Source organism: Enterobacter sp. D2, assembly GCF_034427575.1.
GTDB classification, from domain to species: Bacteria; Pseudomonadota; Gammaproteobacteria; order Enterobacterales; family Enterobacteriaceae; genus Enterobacter; species Enterobacter cloacae_M.
Genome location: NZ_JAXQPP010000003.1, coordinates 166,737 through 181,910 on the forward strand (window position 1 = coordinate 166,737; position 15,174 = coordinate 181,910).

General features: G+C 56.9%; 12 protein-coding genes and 1 pseudogene. 1 reads left to right on the plus strand and 12 read right to left on the minus strand.

Features of this window, described 5'->3' with window-relative positions; genetic code table 11:
• Positions 1–62: 62 nt before the first annotated feature.
• From kefC to SPG90_RS16260, 12 genes and pseudogenes are all read right to left on the minus strand, one after another.
• Positions 63–1,928: a glutathione-regulated potassium-efflux system protein KefC gene (gene kefC, locus SPG90_RS16205; protein WP_126303587.1), complete on the minus strand. Its 1,866-nt coding sequence runs from the start codon at positions 1,926–1,928 to the stop codon at positions 63–65.
• Complete coding sequence (gene kefF, locus SPG90_RS16210; RefSeq protein ID WP_047173708.1) at positions 1,921–2,451, minus strand: glutathione-regulated potassium-efflux system oxidoreductase KefF; 531 nt, start codon at positions 2,449–2,451, stop codon at positions 1,921–1,923. The genes kefC and kefF overlap by 8 nt, the downstream gene beginning before the upstream one ends.
• A 103-nt stretch (positions 2,452–2,554) precedes the next feature.
• Positions 2,555–2,788, minus strand: a complete 234-nt coding sequence (locus SPG90_RS16215; protein WP_023310357.1) for a YgdI/YgdR family lipoprotein — start codon at positions 2,786–2,788, stop codon at positions 2,555–2,557.
• Between the two features lie 138 nt (positions 2,789–2,926).
• Positions 2,927–6,151, minus strand: coding sequence for a carbamoyl-phosphate synthase large subunit (gene carB / locus SPG90_RS16220; RefSeq protein WP_039260850.1), 3,225 nt, complete (start codon positions 6,149–6,151; stop codon positions 2,927–2,929).
• An 18-nt stretch (positions 6,152–6,169) separates the two neighbouring features.
• The gene (gene carA / locus SPG90_RS16225) at positions 6,170–7,318 is read right to left on the minus strand and encodes a glutamine-hydrolyzing carbamoyl-phosphate synthase small subunit (protein WP_010427050.1); all 1,149 of its coding nucleotides are present in this window, start codon (positions 7,316–7,318) and stop codon (positions 6,170–6,172) included.
• Positions 7,319–7,771: 453 nt separating this feature from the next.
• Positions 7,772–8,593, minus strand: a complete 822-nt coding sequence (dapB, locus tag SPG90_RS16230) for a 4-hydroxy-tetrahydrodipicolinate reductase (RefSeq protein ID WP_023310355.1) — start codon at positions 8,591–8,593, stop codon at positions 7,772–7,774.
• A 205-nt stretch (positions 8,594–8,798) separates the two neighbouring features.
• Positions 8,799–9,749: a 4-hydroxy-3-methylbut-2-enyl diphosphate reductase gene (gene ispH / locus SPG90_RS16235; RefSeq protein ID WP_045355108.1), complete on the minus strand. Its 951-nt coding sequence runs from the start codon at positions 9,747–9,749 to the stop codon at positions 8,799–8,801.
• A 1-nt stretch (position 9,750) separates the two neighbouring features.
• Complete coding sequence (fkpB, locus tag SPG90_RS16240; RefSeq protein ID WP_003856450.1) at positions 9,751–10,200, minus strand: FKBP-type peptidyl-prolyl cis-trans isomerase; 450 nt, start codon at positions 10,198–10,200, stop codon at positions 9,751–9,753.
• A gap of 52 nt (positions 10,201–10,252) precedes the next feature.
• Entirely contained in the window at positions 10,253–10,753 is a 501-nt protein-coding gene (gene lspA / locus SPG90_RS16245; RefSeq protein WP_023310352.1) for a signal peptidase II, read from the minus strand.
• On the minus strand, positions 10,753–13,569 hold the full coding sequence (gene ileS, locus SPG90_RS16250) for an isoleucine--tRNA ligase (protein ID WP_126303588.1): 2,817 nt from the start codon (positions 13,567–13,569) through the stop codon (positions 10,753–10,755). Before ileS ends, lspA begins: the two co-directional genes overlap by 1 nt.
• A gap of 45 nt (positions 13,570–13,614) precedes the next feature.
• Complete coding sequence (ribF, locus tag SPG90_RS16255; protein WP_023310350.1) at positions 13,615–14,541, minus strand: bifunctional riboflavin kinase/FAD synthetase; 927 nt, start codon at positions 14,539–14,541, stop codon at positions 13,615–13,617.
• 7 nt (positions 14,542–14,548) lie between these two features.
• Positions 14,549–14,767 (minus strand): annotated as a pseudogene (locus SPG90_RS16260) (DUF2575 domain-containing protein).
• Positions 14,768–14,868: 101 nt separating this feature from the next.
• Here SPG90_RS16260 and rpsT point away from each other — a divergent pair.
• Entirely contained in the window at positions 14,869–15,132 is a 264-nt protein-coding gene (gene rpsT, locus SPG90_RS16265) for a 30S ribosomal protein S20 (protein ID WP_003856458.1), read from the plus strand.
• Positions 15,133–15,174 lie beyond the last annotated feature (42 nt).

A 15,174-nucleotide genomic window follows, 5' to 3' on the forward strand; every position in this document is an offset into this window, starting at 1 on the left:
TTTCGTCGACTGGCGGCAGGGTAAAGATAAAGAAATTTTTTAATATTGCTGGCAACTCCACTTCACGCGGAAGGTTTACTCTCGGGCTCGTCAGCCGGATCGCCGGTATGCTTGCCCTCTTCCGTGCCCTGCCAGCCATGGCGCTGGATCAGCGACAGGTGGTTACGGTCCTCGTTAATGATTTCCGTCAGCATCGCGCTGGTGCGTTTGAACACCGCCGCGCGCTCGGTGGCCGTACTGCCGGCCATCGCCGCCATCTCTTCAACCATCTCGGTATTAAAGCGGCGGAACAGGTCTGCACGCTCACGCGCTTCATACGCCCCGAGCCCCAGGTTTTCCAGCGCCACTCGGCCAGACTTCAGCGCACCTTCGAACGTTTCACGTTCAGGCGCCTCTACGCCAGCCTGTCGCAGCCGGATGTAGTGATCCACATCACGCGCGCGGGAGATAATAGTCAGCGCCGGGAAATGCTCTTTTACCAGTTCCACCATCTGCATGCTGGTTTCCGGATCGTCAATGGCGTTAATTAACACCTCGGCTTTTGCCGCCCCGGCGGATTCCAGCAGATCGACGCGGGTCGCATCCCCGTAAAACACCTTCATATCAAATTTACGCAGGGTATCGACATGGTCGGGATCGTGATCGAGGATGACCATTTTCACCCCGCTCGACAGCAGTAAACGACCCACGATCTGCCCGTAGCGGCCAAATCCGGCGATGATGACGCGCGGCTGCTCCTCGTCGATCTCGTCGGCCTCGCGCTCCTGCTCGCTGCCCGATTTTTCCAGGTGCGTCAGCACCACCAGCAGCACCGGCGTCGCCGCCATCGACAGTGCCACCGCCAGCGTCAGCGCCTTCGCCCACTCGGGATCGAGCACGTTTGCCATCTGCGCGGCGCCAAAGACCACGAACGCAAATTCACTCCCCTGCCCCAGCAGCACGGCGAACCAGCGGCGCTGCCTGCCCGGCACGTTCAGTGGGCGAGCAACCAGCCACAGCATCACCATTTTAATGACCAGGAAGCCGACGAGCAGGATGACGATCCGCAGCGGGTGCGTCACCAGCGTGCCGAAGTCGACGGACATTCCGACGCCGATGAAAAACAGCCCCAGCAGCAGTCCTTTGAACGGCTCGATATCGCTTTCCAGCGCGTGACGGTATTCAGAGCTCGCCAGCAGAACGCCCGCGAGGAACGCCCCCATCGCCATCGACAGCCCGGCCTCCTCCAGCAGCAGACCGAAGCCAAACACCAGGAACAGCGCTACGGCGCTGAACACTTCACGCAGGCCAGAACGGGCAACAAACCGCAGCAGCGGGCGGGTCACGTAGCGGCCAAGGAGCACCACCAGCGCCAGCGCGCCCGCCACCTTCAGCGCCGACAGCGCGAAAGCGCCCAGCGTGGTAGAGGAACCGCTGGCCGCCAGCAGCGGGATCATCGCCACCAGCGGGATAGCGGCAATGTCCTGGAACAGCAGCACCGAGAACGCGCTGCGTCCCATCTGGGAGACCGTCAGATTTCGCTCGTTCATCGCCTGCATGGCAATCGCCGTCGAGGAGAGCGCCAGCGTCATGCCGATGAGCTCTGCCACTTTCCAGTCCATACCCAACAGGATGCAGAACCCACCCAGCAGCAGGCCGCAGGCCACCATCTGCAGCGCCCCGCCGCCAAATACCGAGGCGCGAAGCTTCCACAGCCGCTGCGGGTCGAGCTCCAGGCCAATCACAAACAGCATCAGCACCACGCCGATTTCAGCGAAATGGAGAATCGCCTCGGCATCCGTGACCAGCCGAAAGCCCCACGGCCCAATGACGCAGCCCGCAATCAGGTAGCCGAGCACCGAACCCAGCCCCAGGCGTACCGCCACGGGCACAATCAGCGCCGCCGCGCCGAGGTAAATCAGCGCCTGTATCAGCGTATGGCTATCCATGATGCGTCTCCTGCCACTCAAGTAAGCGTTGTTTATAATGACGAGCCTGCGCCTGCAGCGTTTCATCGTCGCAAACAAACGTGCAGTGCATCGCAAAAGGCGGGAGCCAGTTCAGGCCGCAATAGAGCGCAGTCGCCTGCAGCGGCTGCGCCAGGACGTCAAAACCCGGGAAGGAACCGATATCAAAATGGCTTTCACCACCGCCGGTGGTGACCGCCCACATCAGGCTTTTCCCTTTTAGCGCATGGCCGTTGTGTCCATACGCCCAGCCGTGGGAGAAGACTTTATCAATCCACAGTTTCAGCAGCGGGGGCGTGCTGTACCACTGCATGGGGTGCTGCCAGATAATCAGATCGGCACGGGAGAGCGCCTCCTGTTCGGCGGCGATATCGATATTAAAATCGGGATAAAGTTGATAGAGGGAACGTATCTCTACGTTATCAAGCGTCCTTACCTGCTCAAGCATCCGCTTATTCGCATGCGAGTGCTGCGGATAAGGATGGGCATAAATTATCAGAATCATTGATTAGCCTGTTGTTACTGCTTTCTTTTAACAAAAGAGTGTAGTCAGTAATTCAACAGGCTAATAGTGAATATTATTGACGGGCTTACGTCAGAATTCTGAATTAGTTATCCAGCTCGCCCATGGATTTCACCTGGTCACGGTTGATCTGCTCGGTTTGACCGGTTTCGGCGTTTTTATACGACACCAGACCGGTATCGTCATCTACCTGCGGTTTGCCGTCGGTGACAATGGTTTTGCCATCGGTGGTTTTTACGGCCTGATTAGACGAACAGCCCGCAACGGTGAACATTGTCGTGGCAGCCAGAACGGAAGCGATCAGTAATTTATTTTGCATGGTGTTTTCCCCTGCTCTCAGTTGAATTTCGTTATCGACCTAACCATTTTAGGCTAACTGACTGAATGCGGATGAAAAACCAGAAGGTTCTGAAGATGGGAGAATGCCCGGCAACCGAACGGCACCGGGCATTTTTACTTACTTGCTAATCTGCGCGTGCATTTCCTGAACCGAAATCACCTTCTCGGTGGCATCCGCGTTCAGCGCCATGGCCGTCGCGAAACCGCCGTTCAGGGTGGTGTCGTAGTGCACTTTGTACTGCAGCGCGCTGCGGCGAATCAGCTTGGAGTCTTCAATCGCCTGGCGGCCTGCGGTGGTATTGATGATGTAGGTGTACTCGCCATTCTTGATACGGTCCTGAATGTGCGGACGACCTTCATGCACCTTGTTCACCAGACGCGGGTTGATGCCGGCTTCGCCCAGCACAATCGCCGTACCGTGGGTTGCGTCCAGCTCGAAGCCCTGTTTCAGCAGCTTGGCGGCCAGGTCAACCACGCGCTCTTTGTCGCCTTCGCGAACGGAGAGCAGCGCACGGCCTGATTTTCTCATGGTGGAGCTACTGCCCAGCTGCGCCTTCGCGAACGCTTCGGCGAAGGTGCGGCCCACGCCCATCACTTCCCCGGTAGAGCGCATTTCTGGCCCTAACAGCGGGTCAACGCCCGGGAATTTGTTGAACGGCAGCACCACTTCTTTCACCGAGTAGTACGGTGGAATGATCTCTTTGGTCACGCCCTGCTGCGCCAGCGTCTGGCCCGCCATCACGCGCGCCGCCACTTTCGCCAGCGGTACGCCGGTGGCTTTGGAGACGAACGGTACGGTACGTGCCGCACGCGGGTTCACTTCAATCAGGTAGACTTCGTTGTCTTTCACCGCGAACTGGACGTTCATCAGGCCGCGAACCTGCAGCTCGAAGGCCAGCTTCTGCACCTGCTGGCGCATCACGTCCTGAATCTCCTGGCTCAGCGTGTACGCCGGCAGAGAACAGGCGGAGTCGCCGGAGTGCACGCCAGCCTGCTCGATGTGCTCCATGATGCCGCCAATCAGCACCATTTCGCCGTCGCAGATGGCGTCCACATCCACTTCCACCGCGTCGTCGAGGAAGCGGTCGAGCAGCACTGGCGCATCGTTCGACACGCTCACAGCGGTCTGGAAGTAGCGACGCAGGTCGGCTTCGTCATACACGATTTCCATCGCGCGGCCGCCCAGCACGTACGAAGGACGCACCACCAGCGGGTAGCCAATTTCTTTCGCCTTCTCAACGGCCATTTCAATGGCGGTGACGGTGGCGTTCGCCGGCTGTTTCAGCTTCAGACGGTCAACCGCCTGCTGGAAACGCTCGCGGTCTTCAGCACGGTCAATCGCGTCCGGGCTGGTGCCGATAACCGGCACGCCTGCTGCTTCCAGCGCGCGCGCCAGCTTCAGCGGGGTCTGGCCGCCGTACTGCACGATAACGCCTTTTGGCTTCTCGATGCGCACGATTTCCAGCACGTCTTCCAGGGTAACCGGCTCGAAGTAGAGGCGGTCAGAGGTGTCATAGTCGGTAGAGACGGTTTCCGGGTTACAGTTGACCATGATGGTCTCGTAACCGTCTTCGCGCAGCGCCAGGGAGGCGTGTACGCAGCAGTAGTCGAACTCGATGCCCTGGCCGATACGGTTTGGACCGCCGCCCAGCACCATAATCTTGTCGCGGTCGACGGACGGGTTCGCTTCGCACTCGTCTTCATAGGTGGAGTACATGTAGGCGGTGTCGGTCGAGAATTCAGCCGCACAGGTGTCTACGCGCTTGTAGACCGGGTGCAGGTCATACTGGTCGCGCAGCTTGCGGATTTCCGCTTCACGCACGCCCGCCAGCTTAGCCAGACGCGCATCGGCGAAGCCTTTACGCTTCAGCACGCGGAGGAAATCAGCGTCCAGGCCATTGATGCCCAGCTCCGCGACCTGCTCTTCCAGACGCACCAGCTCTTCAATCTGCACCAGGAACCAGCGGTCGATGTTGGTCAGGTTGAACACGCCGTCGACGGACAGGCCCGCACGGAAGGCATCGGCGATATACCAGATACGCTCAGCGCCCGCGTCTTTCAGCTCGCGGCGAATTTTGGTCAGCGCTTCCGGGTCGTCCAGGCTCACTTTCGGGTCGAAGCCGGTCGCGCCCACTTCGAGGCCGCGCAGCGCTTTCTGCAGGGATTCCTGCTGCGTGCGGCCAATCGCCATCACTTCACCGACAGATTTCATCTGGGTGGTCAGACGGTCGTTCGCGCCTGCGAACTTCTCGAAGTTGAAGCGTGGAATTTTGGTGACAACGTAGTCGATGGACGGCTCGAAGGACGCAGGCGTGCGGCCACCGGTGATGTCGTTCATCAGCTCGTCGAGGGTGTAACCCACCGCCAGCTTCGCCGCCACTTTCGCAATCGGGAAGCCGGTCGCTTTAGAGGCCAGCGCGGAGGAACGGGACACGCGCGGGTTCATTTCGATAACAATCAGACGGCCGGTTTTCGGGTTCACCGAGAACTGCACGTTAGAACCGCCGGTTTCCACGCCGATTTCACGCAGTACCGCCATCGAGGCGTTACGCATGATTTGATACTCTTTGTCGGTCAGGGTCTGGGCTGGCGCAACGGTGATGGAGTCGCCGGTGTGGATACCCATCGCATCGAAGTTTTCGATGGAGCAGACGATGATGCAGTTGTCGTTTTTATCACGCACCACTTCCATCTCGTACTCTTTCCAGCCAATCAGCGATTCATCAATCAGCAGCTCTTTGGTTGGGGAGAGATCCAGACCGCGCTCGCAAATCTCTTCGAACTCTTCGCGGTTGTAGGCGATACCGCCGCCGGTGCCGCCCATGGTGAACGATGGACGGATGATGCACGGATAGCCCACGTCAGCCGCGACGGCCAGCGCTTCTTCCATGTTATGTGCGATACCGGAACGCGCGGTGTCGAGGCCGATTTTCTTCATTGCCACGTCGAAGCGGCGACGGTCTTCTGCTTTATCAATCGCGTCGGCGGTCGCACCAATCATGGTCACGCCGAACTCTTCCAGCACGCCCTGACGCTCCAGCTCCAGCGCACAGTTCAGCGCCGTCTGGCCGCCCATGGTTGGCAGCACCGCGTCCGGACGCTCTTTCTCGATGATTTTACGCACCACTTCCCAGTGAATCGGCTCAATGTAGGTAGCATCGGCCATTTCCGGGTCGGTCATAATGGTGGCCGGGTTAGAGTTCACCAGGATAACGCGGTAACCCTCTTCGCGCAGGGCTTTACACGCCTGCGCGCCGGAGTAGTCGAATTCGCAGGCCTGGCCGATGACGATCGGGCCAGCGCCAAGGATCAGGATGCTTTTTATGTCTGTGCGTTTTGGCATTGTCTTCTCGGCTCCTGATTATTTAGCGGTCTTACGGTATTGCTCGATAAGTTCGATGAAGTGATCGAACAGCGGCGCGGCGTCGTGCGGGCCCGGGCTCGCTTCCGGGTGGCCCTGGAAGCTGAACGCAGGCTTATCGGTGCGATGAATCCCCTGCAGGGTGCCATCGAACAGCGACTTATGGGTCACGCGCAGGTTAGCCGGCATTGAGGCTTCATCGACGGCGAAGCCGTGGTTCTGCGCGGTGATCATCACCGTGTTGTTATCGATATCTTTTACCGGGTGGTTACCGCCGTGGTGGCCGAACTTCATCTTAACGGTGTTTGCACCGCTCGCCAGCGCCAGCAGCTGATGGCCGAGGCAGATGCCGAATACCGGGATGTCGGTTTCCAGGAAGGACTTGATGGCGGCGATGGCGTAATCGCACGGCGCCGGGTCACCAGGGCCGTTGGACAGGAAAATACCGTCCGGATTCATCTTCAGCACGTCTTCGGCGGACGTTTGTGCCGGCACCACCGTCAGGCGGCAGCCGCGGTCAACCAGCATGCGCAGGATGTTGCGCTTGGCGCCGAAATCGTAGGCCACCACGTGGAACGGCAGCTCGCTCTCTTTTTTCGCTTCCGGCAGGTCGCCTTCCAGCGTCCAGCTACCCTGAGTCCAGCTGTAGGCTTCAGCAGTAGTCACTTCTTTCGCCAGGTCCATGCCGTTCAGGCCCGGGAAGGCTTTCGCTTTTTCCAGCGCCAGCGTCGCATCGAGGTTATCACCCGCGATGATGCAGCCGTTCTGTGCACCCTTCTCGCGCAGCAGACGCGTTAATTTACGGGTATCGATATCGGCAATCGCCACGATGTTATGGCGCTTCAGGTAAGAAGAGAGGTCTTCGGTATTGCGGAAGTTGCTGGCAATCAGCGGCAGGTCGCGGATGACCAGGCCTTGCGCATGTACCTGAGAGGATTCTTCGTCAGCCGCATTGGTGCCGACATTGCCGATATGAGGATAAGTAAGAGTAACGATTTGGCGAGAATAGGAAGGATCAGTGAGGATTTCTTGATAACCGGTCATTGAAGTATTGAAAACGACTTCCCCAACCGCCGAACCCGTTGCCCCTATGGCCCGACCGATAAACTGGGTTCCGTCTTCCAGAACCAATAGCGCTGACTTAATCAAAACACCCTCCAGAGAATATTCACTCACTTTATTTGCATATTAATTCATAGCATGTCATGGATCAATGCAAATGTGTTGCCAGCGGATTTTTGGCAAACGGCGGCATTCTGGAGATTTGGTGGGTAAAAGTCAACTTAAAACGGATATTTTGCTTAGCCTTTTGCAAGCCTGGCGAGCGGAACATAGCTTAAGCGACAAAAAGATCAGGTAAATCACCGCAGAAAACGCTTGCGTGCCGGGTTTAATAAAAAATGTCGTGTTGGAGCATGAAAAAGTAGACCGGATGGTCAAAATTTACATTTCAGTAACGTTAAAACGCTATAAGAGATATATTTTTAGAGCATTAAGCAAAAGCACGCGATGAAACAGATAAAATAAAAGGGCAATAAAATATTGCCCTATGCAATCAAAAAATTACGACTGCAATAACCACATCACGATGGGTAATAATGCTTACAAATTGTTGAGATCGAGCACGTCTCGCATATCAAAAAGGCCATCTTTCTTACTTTTAAGCCACAAAGCGGAACGTACGGCGCCGTTGGCGAACGTCATACGGCTGGAGGCTTTATGCGTAATTTCGACACGTTCGCCAATATCGGCGAACATCGCCGTGTGTTCGCCGACGATGTCGCCCGCGCGCACGGTTGCGAAGCCAATGGTGCCAGGCACGCGTTCGCCGGTGTAACCTTCACGGGTATAGACCGCGCAGTCTTTTAAATCTTTATCGAGTGCATGAGCAATCGCTTCGCCCATCGCCAGCGCCGTACCCGATGGCGCATCAACTTTGTAACGGTGGTGAGCTTCTACGATCTCGATATCGGTATAGTTGCCCATTACCTTCGCGGCCTTCTCCAGCAGCTTCAGCATGACGTTAACGCCGACGCTGAAGTTTGCGGCGAAGACAATCGCAATTTCTTTGGATGCATCCTGGATAGCCTGCTTGCCCGCATCGTCAAAACCGGTGGTGCCGATCACCATCCCTTTGCCGTGCTGACGGCAAAATGCCAGATGCGCGAGCGTCCCTTCCGGGCGGGTAAAATCGATGAAGACATCGAAATCCTCTTTAACCGCCTCCAGGCTGCTTTGCACGGTAACGCCCGTGTGGCCTGCGCCCGCCAGCTCACCTGCATCGGCCCCCAGAAGCGACGAACCTTCACGCTCCAGTGCCGCGCCAAGCGCGACGCCATCCATCTGAAGTGCCGCCTGAATCAGCTGACGGCCCATACGTCCACCCGCGCCCGCAATGGCGACACGGATCTGTGCATCATGCATAGTTATTCTCTTACGTTAAAATGATGTAAACCGTTTTCAGATTAACCAGCCTTGAGAAGCACTGCCAACTGAAAACACCGATAATTAGAATTTAACGTGAAACCGACTTAAATATCAGTAAAAGACATGATTTTGTCGTCACGATAAAGTAACGGGTAAAAAAAAGGCCAGCACAGGAGGTGCTGGCCTTTCATCAGAAAAAGGACTATTCGACTTCGCGGGCGTCGATGCGCAGTTCTTTCGGGACTTCGAAAACGATGTTCTCTTCACGCCCTTCCAGCGGAATAGCCTCGCCACCGCCCAGCTCCTGCAGACGGGTAATCACGTTTTGCACCAGAATATCCGGCGCGGAAGCGCCTGCGGTGACGCCTACACATTTCGCCTCTTTCACCCACGCTTCCTGAATGTCCGTAGCATCGTCGATCAGAAACGCCGCTTTCCCCATACGCTGCGCCAGTTCGGCCAGACGGTTGGAGTTAGACGAGTTTTTGGAGCCGACCACCAGCACCACATCCGCCTGTTCAGCCAGCGCGCGCACCGCTTCCTGACGGTTAGTGGTCGCGTAGCAGATATCATCCTTACGCGGACCGACGATTTTCGGGAAGCGCTGACGCAGCGCGTCAATCACGTCTGAGGTATCGTCTACGGAGAGCGTCGTCTGAGTCATAAACGACAGACGGGCCTCATTTTTAACGTTCAGCGTAAAGACATCTTCAGGCGACTCAACCAGATACATCCCCCCTTCCGGGTTGCTGTACTGCCCCATGGTGCCTTCGACTTCCGGATGGCCGGCATGGCCAATCAGAATCGACTCTTCACCACGACGGCTGGCGCGCGCCACTTCCATATGCACTTTTGTCACCAGCGGACAGGTGGCATCGAAGACGGTCAGGTCGCGGCTTTTCGCTTCGTTACGTACCGCCTGCGAGACGCCGTGCGCGGAGAAGATCAGGATCGCACCGTCCGGCACTTCGCTGATCTGCTCGATAAAGATGGCGCCGCGCTCGCGCAGGCTGTCGACCACGTAGCGGTTGTGCACCACTTCGTGACGCACATAAATCGGCGCGCCGTAAATCTCCAGCGCGTTTTCAACAATGCTGATAGCGCGGTCTACACCGGCGCAGAAGCCGCGCGGGTTAGCCAACAGGATCTGCATTTCAGGCCTCCAGTGCAGGATCGATTTCCAGCACTTCAACATCAAAATGAACGGTACGCCCGGCAAGCGGATGGTTGAAGTCAACGGTAATGGAGTCGCCGTTGATTTCGCGGATCACACCAGGCATTTCGCTGCCGTCCATAGCGGTAAAGAGCATAATCGCTCCGATCTCCGGTTCACCCGCGTCCATAAACTCGCGGCGCGAGAAATACTGGATCAGGTCCGGACTCGGCACGCCAAACGCGGCATCCGGCTCCAGCGAAAAGGCTTTTTTCTCACCCTCTTTCAGGCCCAGAAGCTGCTGCTCAAGACCTTCAGACAGGGAGGTATCGCCCAGGCGAAACAGGGCTGGTTTGCCGTTATTGCGGGTGGATTCGGCCGTGGAGCCGTCATCCAGCTTCAGCGTGAAGTGAACGAGAACCGCGCTGTTGCTCTGTACGGATTTAGACATGCAAATTGCTCACTTGTTTTGCCCGGTGGCGTTACGCCGCCGGGCGAGTGTGTTACGCCTGCTCTTTCGCGGCGGGTTTAGGCAGGAAGCCTTCCAGCACGATTAACGCGGCGCCAACGCAAATTGCGGTGTCGGCCAGGTTAAAGGTCGCGAAGTGCCAGTCGCCGACGTAGAAGTCGATCATATCGACCACAAAGCCGTGCCACAGGCGGTCAAACAGGTTGCCCAGCGCGCCGCCAATGATCAGCGCGTAGGCGATGTTATTCAGCTTTTGCGTCGCCTTCGAGCGGTACATCAGCACCGCGAGGATCACGCAGATACCGAGAGCGATACCCGCAAAGAACCAGCGCTGCCAGCCACCGCTGTCGGCAAGGAAACTAAACGCTGCGCCGTAGTTACGCGCGTAGTGCAGGTTAAGCGACGGGAACAGCGGAACCGTCTCCCCCAGAGCAAAATTCTGGAGGATCAGGAACTTGCTGCCCAGATCGATAATCAGCACCACCACAACCAGCCACAGCCAGCGCAGTCCTGTTGAACAGAGAGTTTTACTCATCAGGCAAACTTACGTTTTTCGCCGTCACCGGCGACGTTGCTTACACAGCGTCCGCAGATGTCTGCGTGTTCCGCCACCAGGCCAACATCGGTGGTGTAATGCCAGCAACGCGGGCATTTCTCACCGTCGGCTTTGCTCAGCGCGACTTTCAGTCCTTTGAGCAGTTCGCTCTGCTGAGCATCAGCAGAAGCATCGGCATAATCCGCAACTTTCGCACCGGAGGTCAACAGGACAAATCGTAATTCATCGCCCAGCGCCGTCAGCTTCGCCGCCAGCTCCGGTTCGGCGTACAGCGTAACTGCCGCTTCCAGAGAGCCGCCGACTTTTTTGTCTGCGCGCGCCTGCTCGATAACCTTGTTCACTTCGCCACGCACTTTCAGCAGCTCGTCCCAGAAGGCATCGTTCATTGCTTCGGTGCTGGAGAGATCGAACAGACCTTCGTACCACTCGCCCGTGAACACATACTTCTCACGATCGCCCGGCAGGTAGCCCCAGATTTCGTCCGCGGTGAAGGACATGATCGGCGCCATCCAGCGCACCAGCGCTTCTGCAATGTGGAACAGCGCGGTCTGGCAGCTACGACGCGCCACGCTGTCCGCCTTCGCGGTGTACTGGCGGTCTTTGATGATGTCGAGGTAGAACGAGCCCATCTCGATGGAGCAGAAGCGCATCAGGCGCTGCACCACTTCGTGGAAGTCGTAAGACTCATAGGCTTTCAGGATATCTTCCTGCGCCGCTTTCGCGCAGCCTACTGCCCAGCGGTCCAGCACCACCATCTCTTCCGGTTTCACCATGTCTTTTGCCGGATCGAACCCGTTCAGGTTCGCCAGCAGGAAGCGCGCGGTGTTACGGATACGACGATAGCTGTCGGCAGCACGCTTCAGGATCTCGTCAGACACCGCCATTTCGCCGGTGTAATCGGTAGAGGCCACCCACAGACGCAGAATGTCTGCGCCCAGCTTGTTCATCACATCCTGCGGAGAAACGGTGTTACCGATAGATTTGGACATCTTGCGGCCCTGACCATCCACGGTGAAGCCGTGAGTCAGTACCTGACGGTAAGGCGCTTTACCCTTCATGGCGGTGGAGATCATCAGAGATGACATGAACCAGCCGCGGTGTTGGTCAGATCCTTCCAGATACATATCGGCAGCGTGACCGGCAAATTCCGGACGCACGTCAACCACGGAGGAGTGAGTAGACCCGGAGTCGAACCACACGTCCAGGGTATCCGGCACTTTCTCGTAGTTGTCTGCGTCAGCGCCCAGGATGTCGCGGGCGTCGAGATCCCACCACGCCTGAATGCCGTCAACTTCGACGCGCTTCGCCACTTCTTCCATCAGTTCCAGAGTGTTCGGGTGCAGCTCCTGCGTCTCTTTATGTACGAACAGAGACATCGGCACGCCCCAGGTACGCTGACGGGAGATACACCAGTCAGGACGGTTAGCCACCATGGATTCGATACGCGCCTGGCCCCAGTCAGGGATCCACTGCACGCCTTTGATCTCTTTCAGAGACTGCTCGCGCAGGCCTTTCTGATCCATGCTGACGAACCACTGCGGGGTCGCACGGAAGATGATCGGGGTCTTGTGACGCCAGCAGCACGGATAGCTGTGCTGCATTTTTTCAACGTGCAGCAGCGCGCCGCTGGTGCGCAGCATGTCGACGATGATGTCGTTCGCTTTGAAGACGTTGATACCGTCCAGCGCCGGGTAGGTGCCAGGCAGATAAGATCCGTCCGGGCCAACCGGGTTAGCGATTTCCAGACCGTACTTCAGGCTGATGTTGTAGTCGTCAGGACCGTGGCCACCGGCGGTATGCACCGCACCGGTACCCGCTTCCAGCGTCACGTGGTCGCCCAGGATCGCCGGAACGTCGAAGTCCAGGAACGGGTGTTTGAAGCGCATCAGCTCCAGCGCGTCGCCTTTCACGGTGCCCAGCACGGTGTAGTCGCTGATATGCGCGCGCTTCAGCACGCTCTCAACCAGATCTTTCGCCAGGATAACCGCCTGACCGTCAATCTGAACCAGCGCGTATTCGAACTCACCGGACAGGGAGATCGCGCGGTTGGCTGGCAGGGTCCACGGGGTGGTGGTCCAGATCACCAGAGAGATCGGGCCGTTTACCGAGGAGACGCCAAATTTAGCTTTCACCGCATCCTGATCGACGGCCTGGAACGCCACGTCGATAGATGGAGAGGTTTTGTCGTAATATTCAACTTCCGCTTCTGCCAGCGCAGAACGGCAGTCCACGCACCAGTGCACCGGCTTAGCGCCTTTGTGCAGGTGGCCATTACCGATGATTTTACCCAGCGCACGGATGATGTTGGCTTCCGTTTTGAAGTCCATGGTCAGGTACGGATGCGACCAGTCGCCCAGCACGCCCAGACGGATGAAGTCAGCGCGCTGACCGTCAACCTGCGTGGCTGCGTATTCGCGGCACTTCGCACGGAACTCGGCGGCGGTGAACTTCTCACCAGGCTTGCCAAACTCTTGCTCCACTTTCAACTCGATTGGCAGACCGTGGCAGTCCCAGCCTGGAACGTAAGGCGAGTCATATCCCGTGAGGCCTTTGGACTTCACGATAATGTCTTTCAGAATCTTGTTAACCGAGTGACCAATATGAATGCTGCCATTCGCATATGGAGGGCCATCATGCAGAATGAAGGTTTTTTTGCCTTTTTTGGCTGCACGAATGATGCCGTACAGGTCATCATCGGTCCAACGCGCCAGCATTCCCGGTTCGCGCTTGGCGAGATCGCCGCGCATCGGGAACCCTGTTTCCGGCAAATTCAGGGTTGATTTATAGTCACTCATCAGATTCTCGGTTCCGTATTTATCACGTAGGCAGTTAAGCCGGGTTCAAAGCCCAAAAAACTCGCGGGCCGTCAATTCATCTCGCGCAATTTGCGCTTTTAGTTCATCCAGCGAACCAAATCGCTGCTCGTTGCGTATTTTTTTACGCAGTATCACATCTATATGGCGACCATAGAGGTCCATTACAACGTCCAGCAGGTGCACTTCTAACTGTTGACGCACACCGGCGACGGTCGGACGCGTGCCAATATTGGCGACGCCGTAGAACGGCTTATCGCCCAGTCCTGCTACTTCCACCGCATACACCCCTTTAACCGGGGAAACCTGACGACGCAGCGGTATATTCGCCGTCGGGAAGCCTATCGTGCGGCCCAGCGCATCGCCATGGACCACGCGGCCAGAGATAGTGAACGGATGCCCCAGCAGGGTTTCTGCCGTGTCCAGGTCATCATTAGCCAGCGCCTGACGCACCGCCGTGCTGCTGACGCGTACGCCGCCTTCGCAGAAGGTCATCGCGCTGGTGACGTCAAATCCATACTCCAGACCAGCCTTCTGTAATAGCAAGAAATCGCCCTGACGACCAGCGCCAAAGCGGAAATCATCACCCACGGCGAGAAACTGTACGCCAAGACGCTTAACCAGCAGGTCGCTGACGAAATTTTGTGCTGTCAGCGCGGCAAAGCGACGATCGAAACGTAAACACAATACATAGTCCACGCCGGACTCCGCCAGATAGCGCAATTTCTCGCGCAGGCGAGTGAGTCGGGCGGGAGATTTATCGCCCGCGAACAGCTCCAGCGGCTGCGGCTCGAAAATCATCACTACAACGGGCAGGCCGCGGGCCTCCCCTTCTTTACGCAATCCCTGCAACAGCGCCTGATGACCACGATGCACGCCGTCGAAATTACCAATAGTCAGCACGCACCCGTGTGGCGCGCTGCTGAGATTATGTATGCCGCGTATCAGCTTCATGTCTGGCTCAAAACAGTGAAAATCGCCAAAGTATACCTTGTACAGCGGTTAAGGTTAACCGGCGATTGTTCGCGCAAAACAGAAAGCCGTAATGATTTCATCAGGCTGACCTTTCGCAGCGAAAAAATCTGCTCCTGAACTGCGATTTTTATGCCGAAAGGCTGTATTCAGGGAAGACAAGCTGGTAGAATCCTGCGCCATCACTACGTAACGTAGCGTCGCTAATTAACGGCGCTTATTTGCACAAATCCATTGACAAAAGAAGGCAAAGAGGGCATATTCCTCGGCCTTTGAATTGTCCACATAGAACATATTTGGGAGTTGGACTTGGCTAATATCAAATCAGCTAAGAAACGTGCCGTTCAGTCTGAAAAGGCTCGTAAGCACAACGCAAGCCGTCGCTCTATGATGCGTACTTTCATCAAGAAAGTGTACGCAGCAATCGAAGCAGGCGACAAAGCTGCAGCGCAGAACGCATTTAACGAAATGCAACCAATCGTGGATCGTCAGGCTGCTAAAGGTCTGATCCACAAAAACAAAGCAGCGCGTCATAAAGCAAACCTGACCGCGCAGATCAACAAACTGGCTTAATCGCTACTTGTTGTTGCTTGTTTAAAGAACCCGCTTAACGCG

Coding starts and splice junctions, on each gene's coding strand:
- kefC (WP_126303587.1), bottom strand. CDS start 1,928: ATGGATAGCCATACGCTGATACAGGCGCTGATTTACCTCGGCGCGGCG.
- kefF (WP_047173708.1), bottom strand. CDS start 2,451: ATGATTCTGATAATTTATGCCCATCCTTATCCGCAGCACTCGCATGCG.
- SPG90_RS16215 (WP_023310357.1), bottom strand. CDS start 2,788: ATGCAAAATAAATTACTGATCGCTTCCGTTCTGGCTGCCACGACAATG.
- carB (WP_039260850.1), bottom strand. CDS start 6,151: ATGCCAAAACGCACAGACATAAAAAGCATCCTGATCCTTGGCGCTGGC.
- dapB (WP_023310355.1), bottom strand. CDS start 8,593: ATGCATGATGCACAGATCCGTGTCGCCATTGCGGGCGCGGGTGGACGT.
- ispH (WP_045355108.1), bottom strand. CDS start 9,749: ATGCAGATCCTGTTGGCTAACCCGCGCGGCTTCTGCGCCGGTGTAGAC.
- fkpB (WP_003856450.1), bottom strand. CDS start 10,200: ATGTCTAAATCCGTACAGAGCAACAGCGCGGTTCTCGTTCACTTCACG.
- lspA (WP_023310352.1), bottom strand. CDS start 10,753: ATGAGTAAAACTCTCTGTTCAACAGGACTGCGCTGGCTGTGGCTGGTT.
- ileS (WP_126303588.1), bottom strand. CDS start 13,569: ATGAGTGACTATAAATCAACCCTGAATTTGCCGGAAACAGGGTTCCCG.
- ribF (WP_023310350.1), bottom strand. CDS start 14,541: ATGAAGCTGATACGCGGCATACATAATCTCAGCAGCGCGCCACACGGG.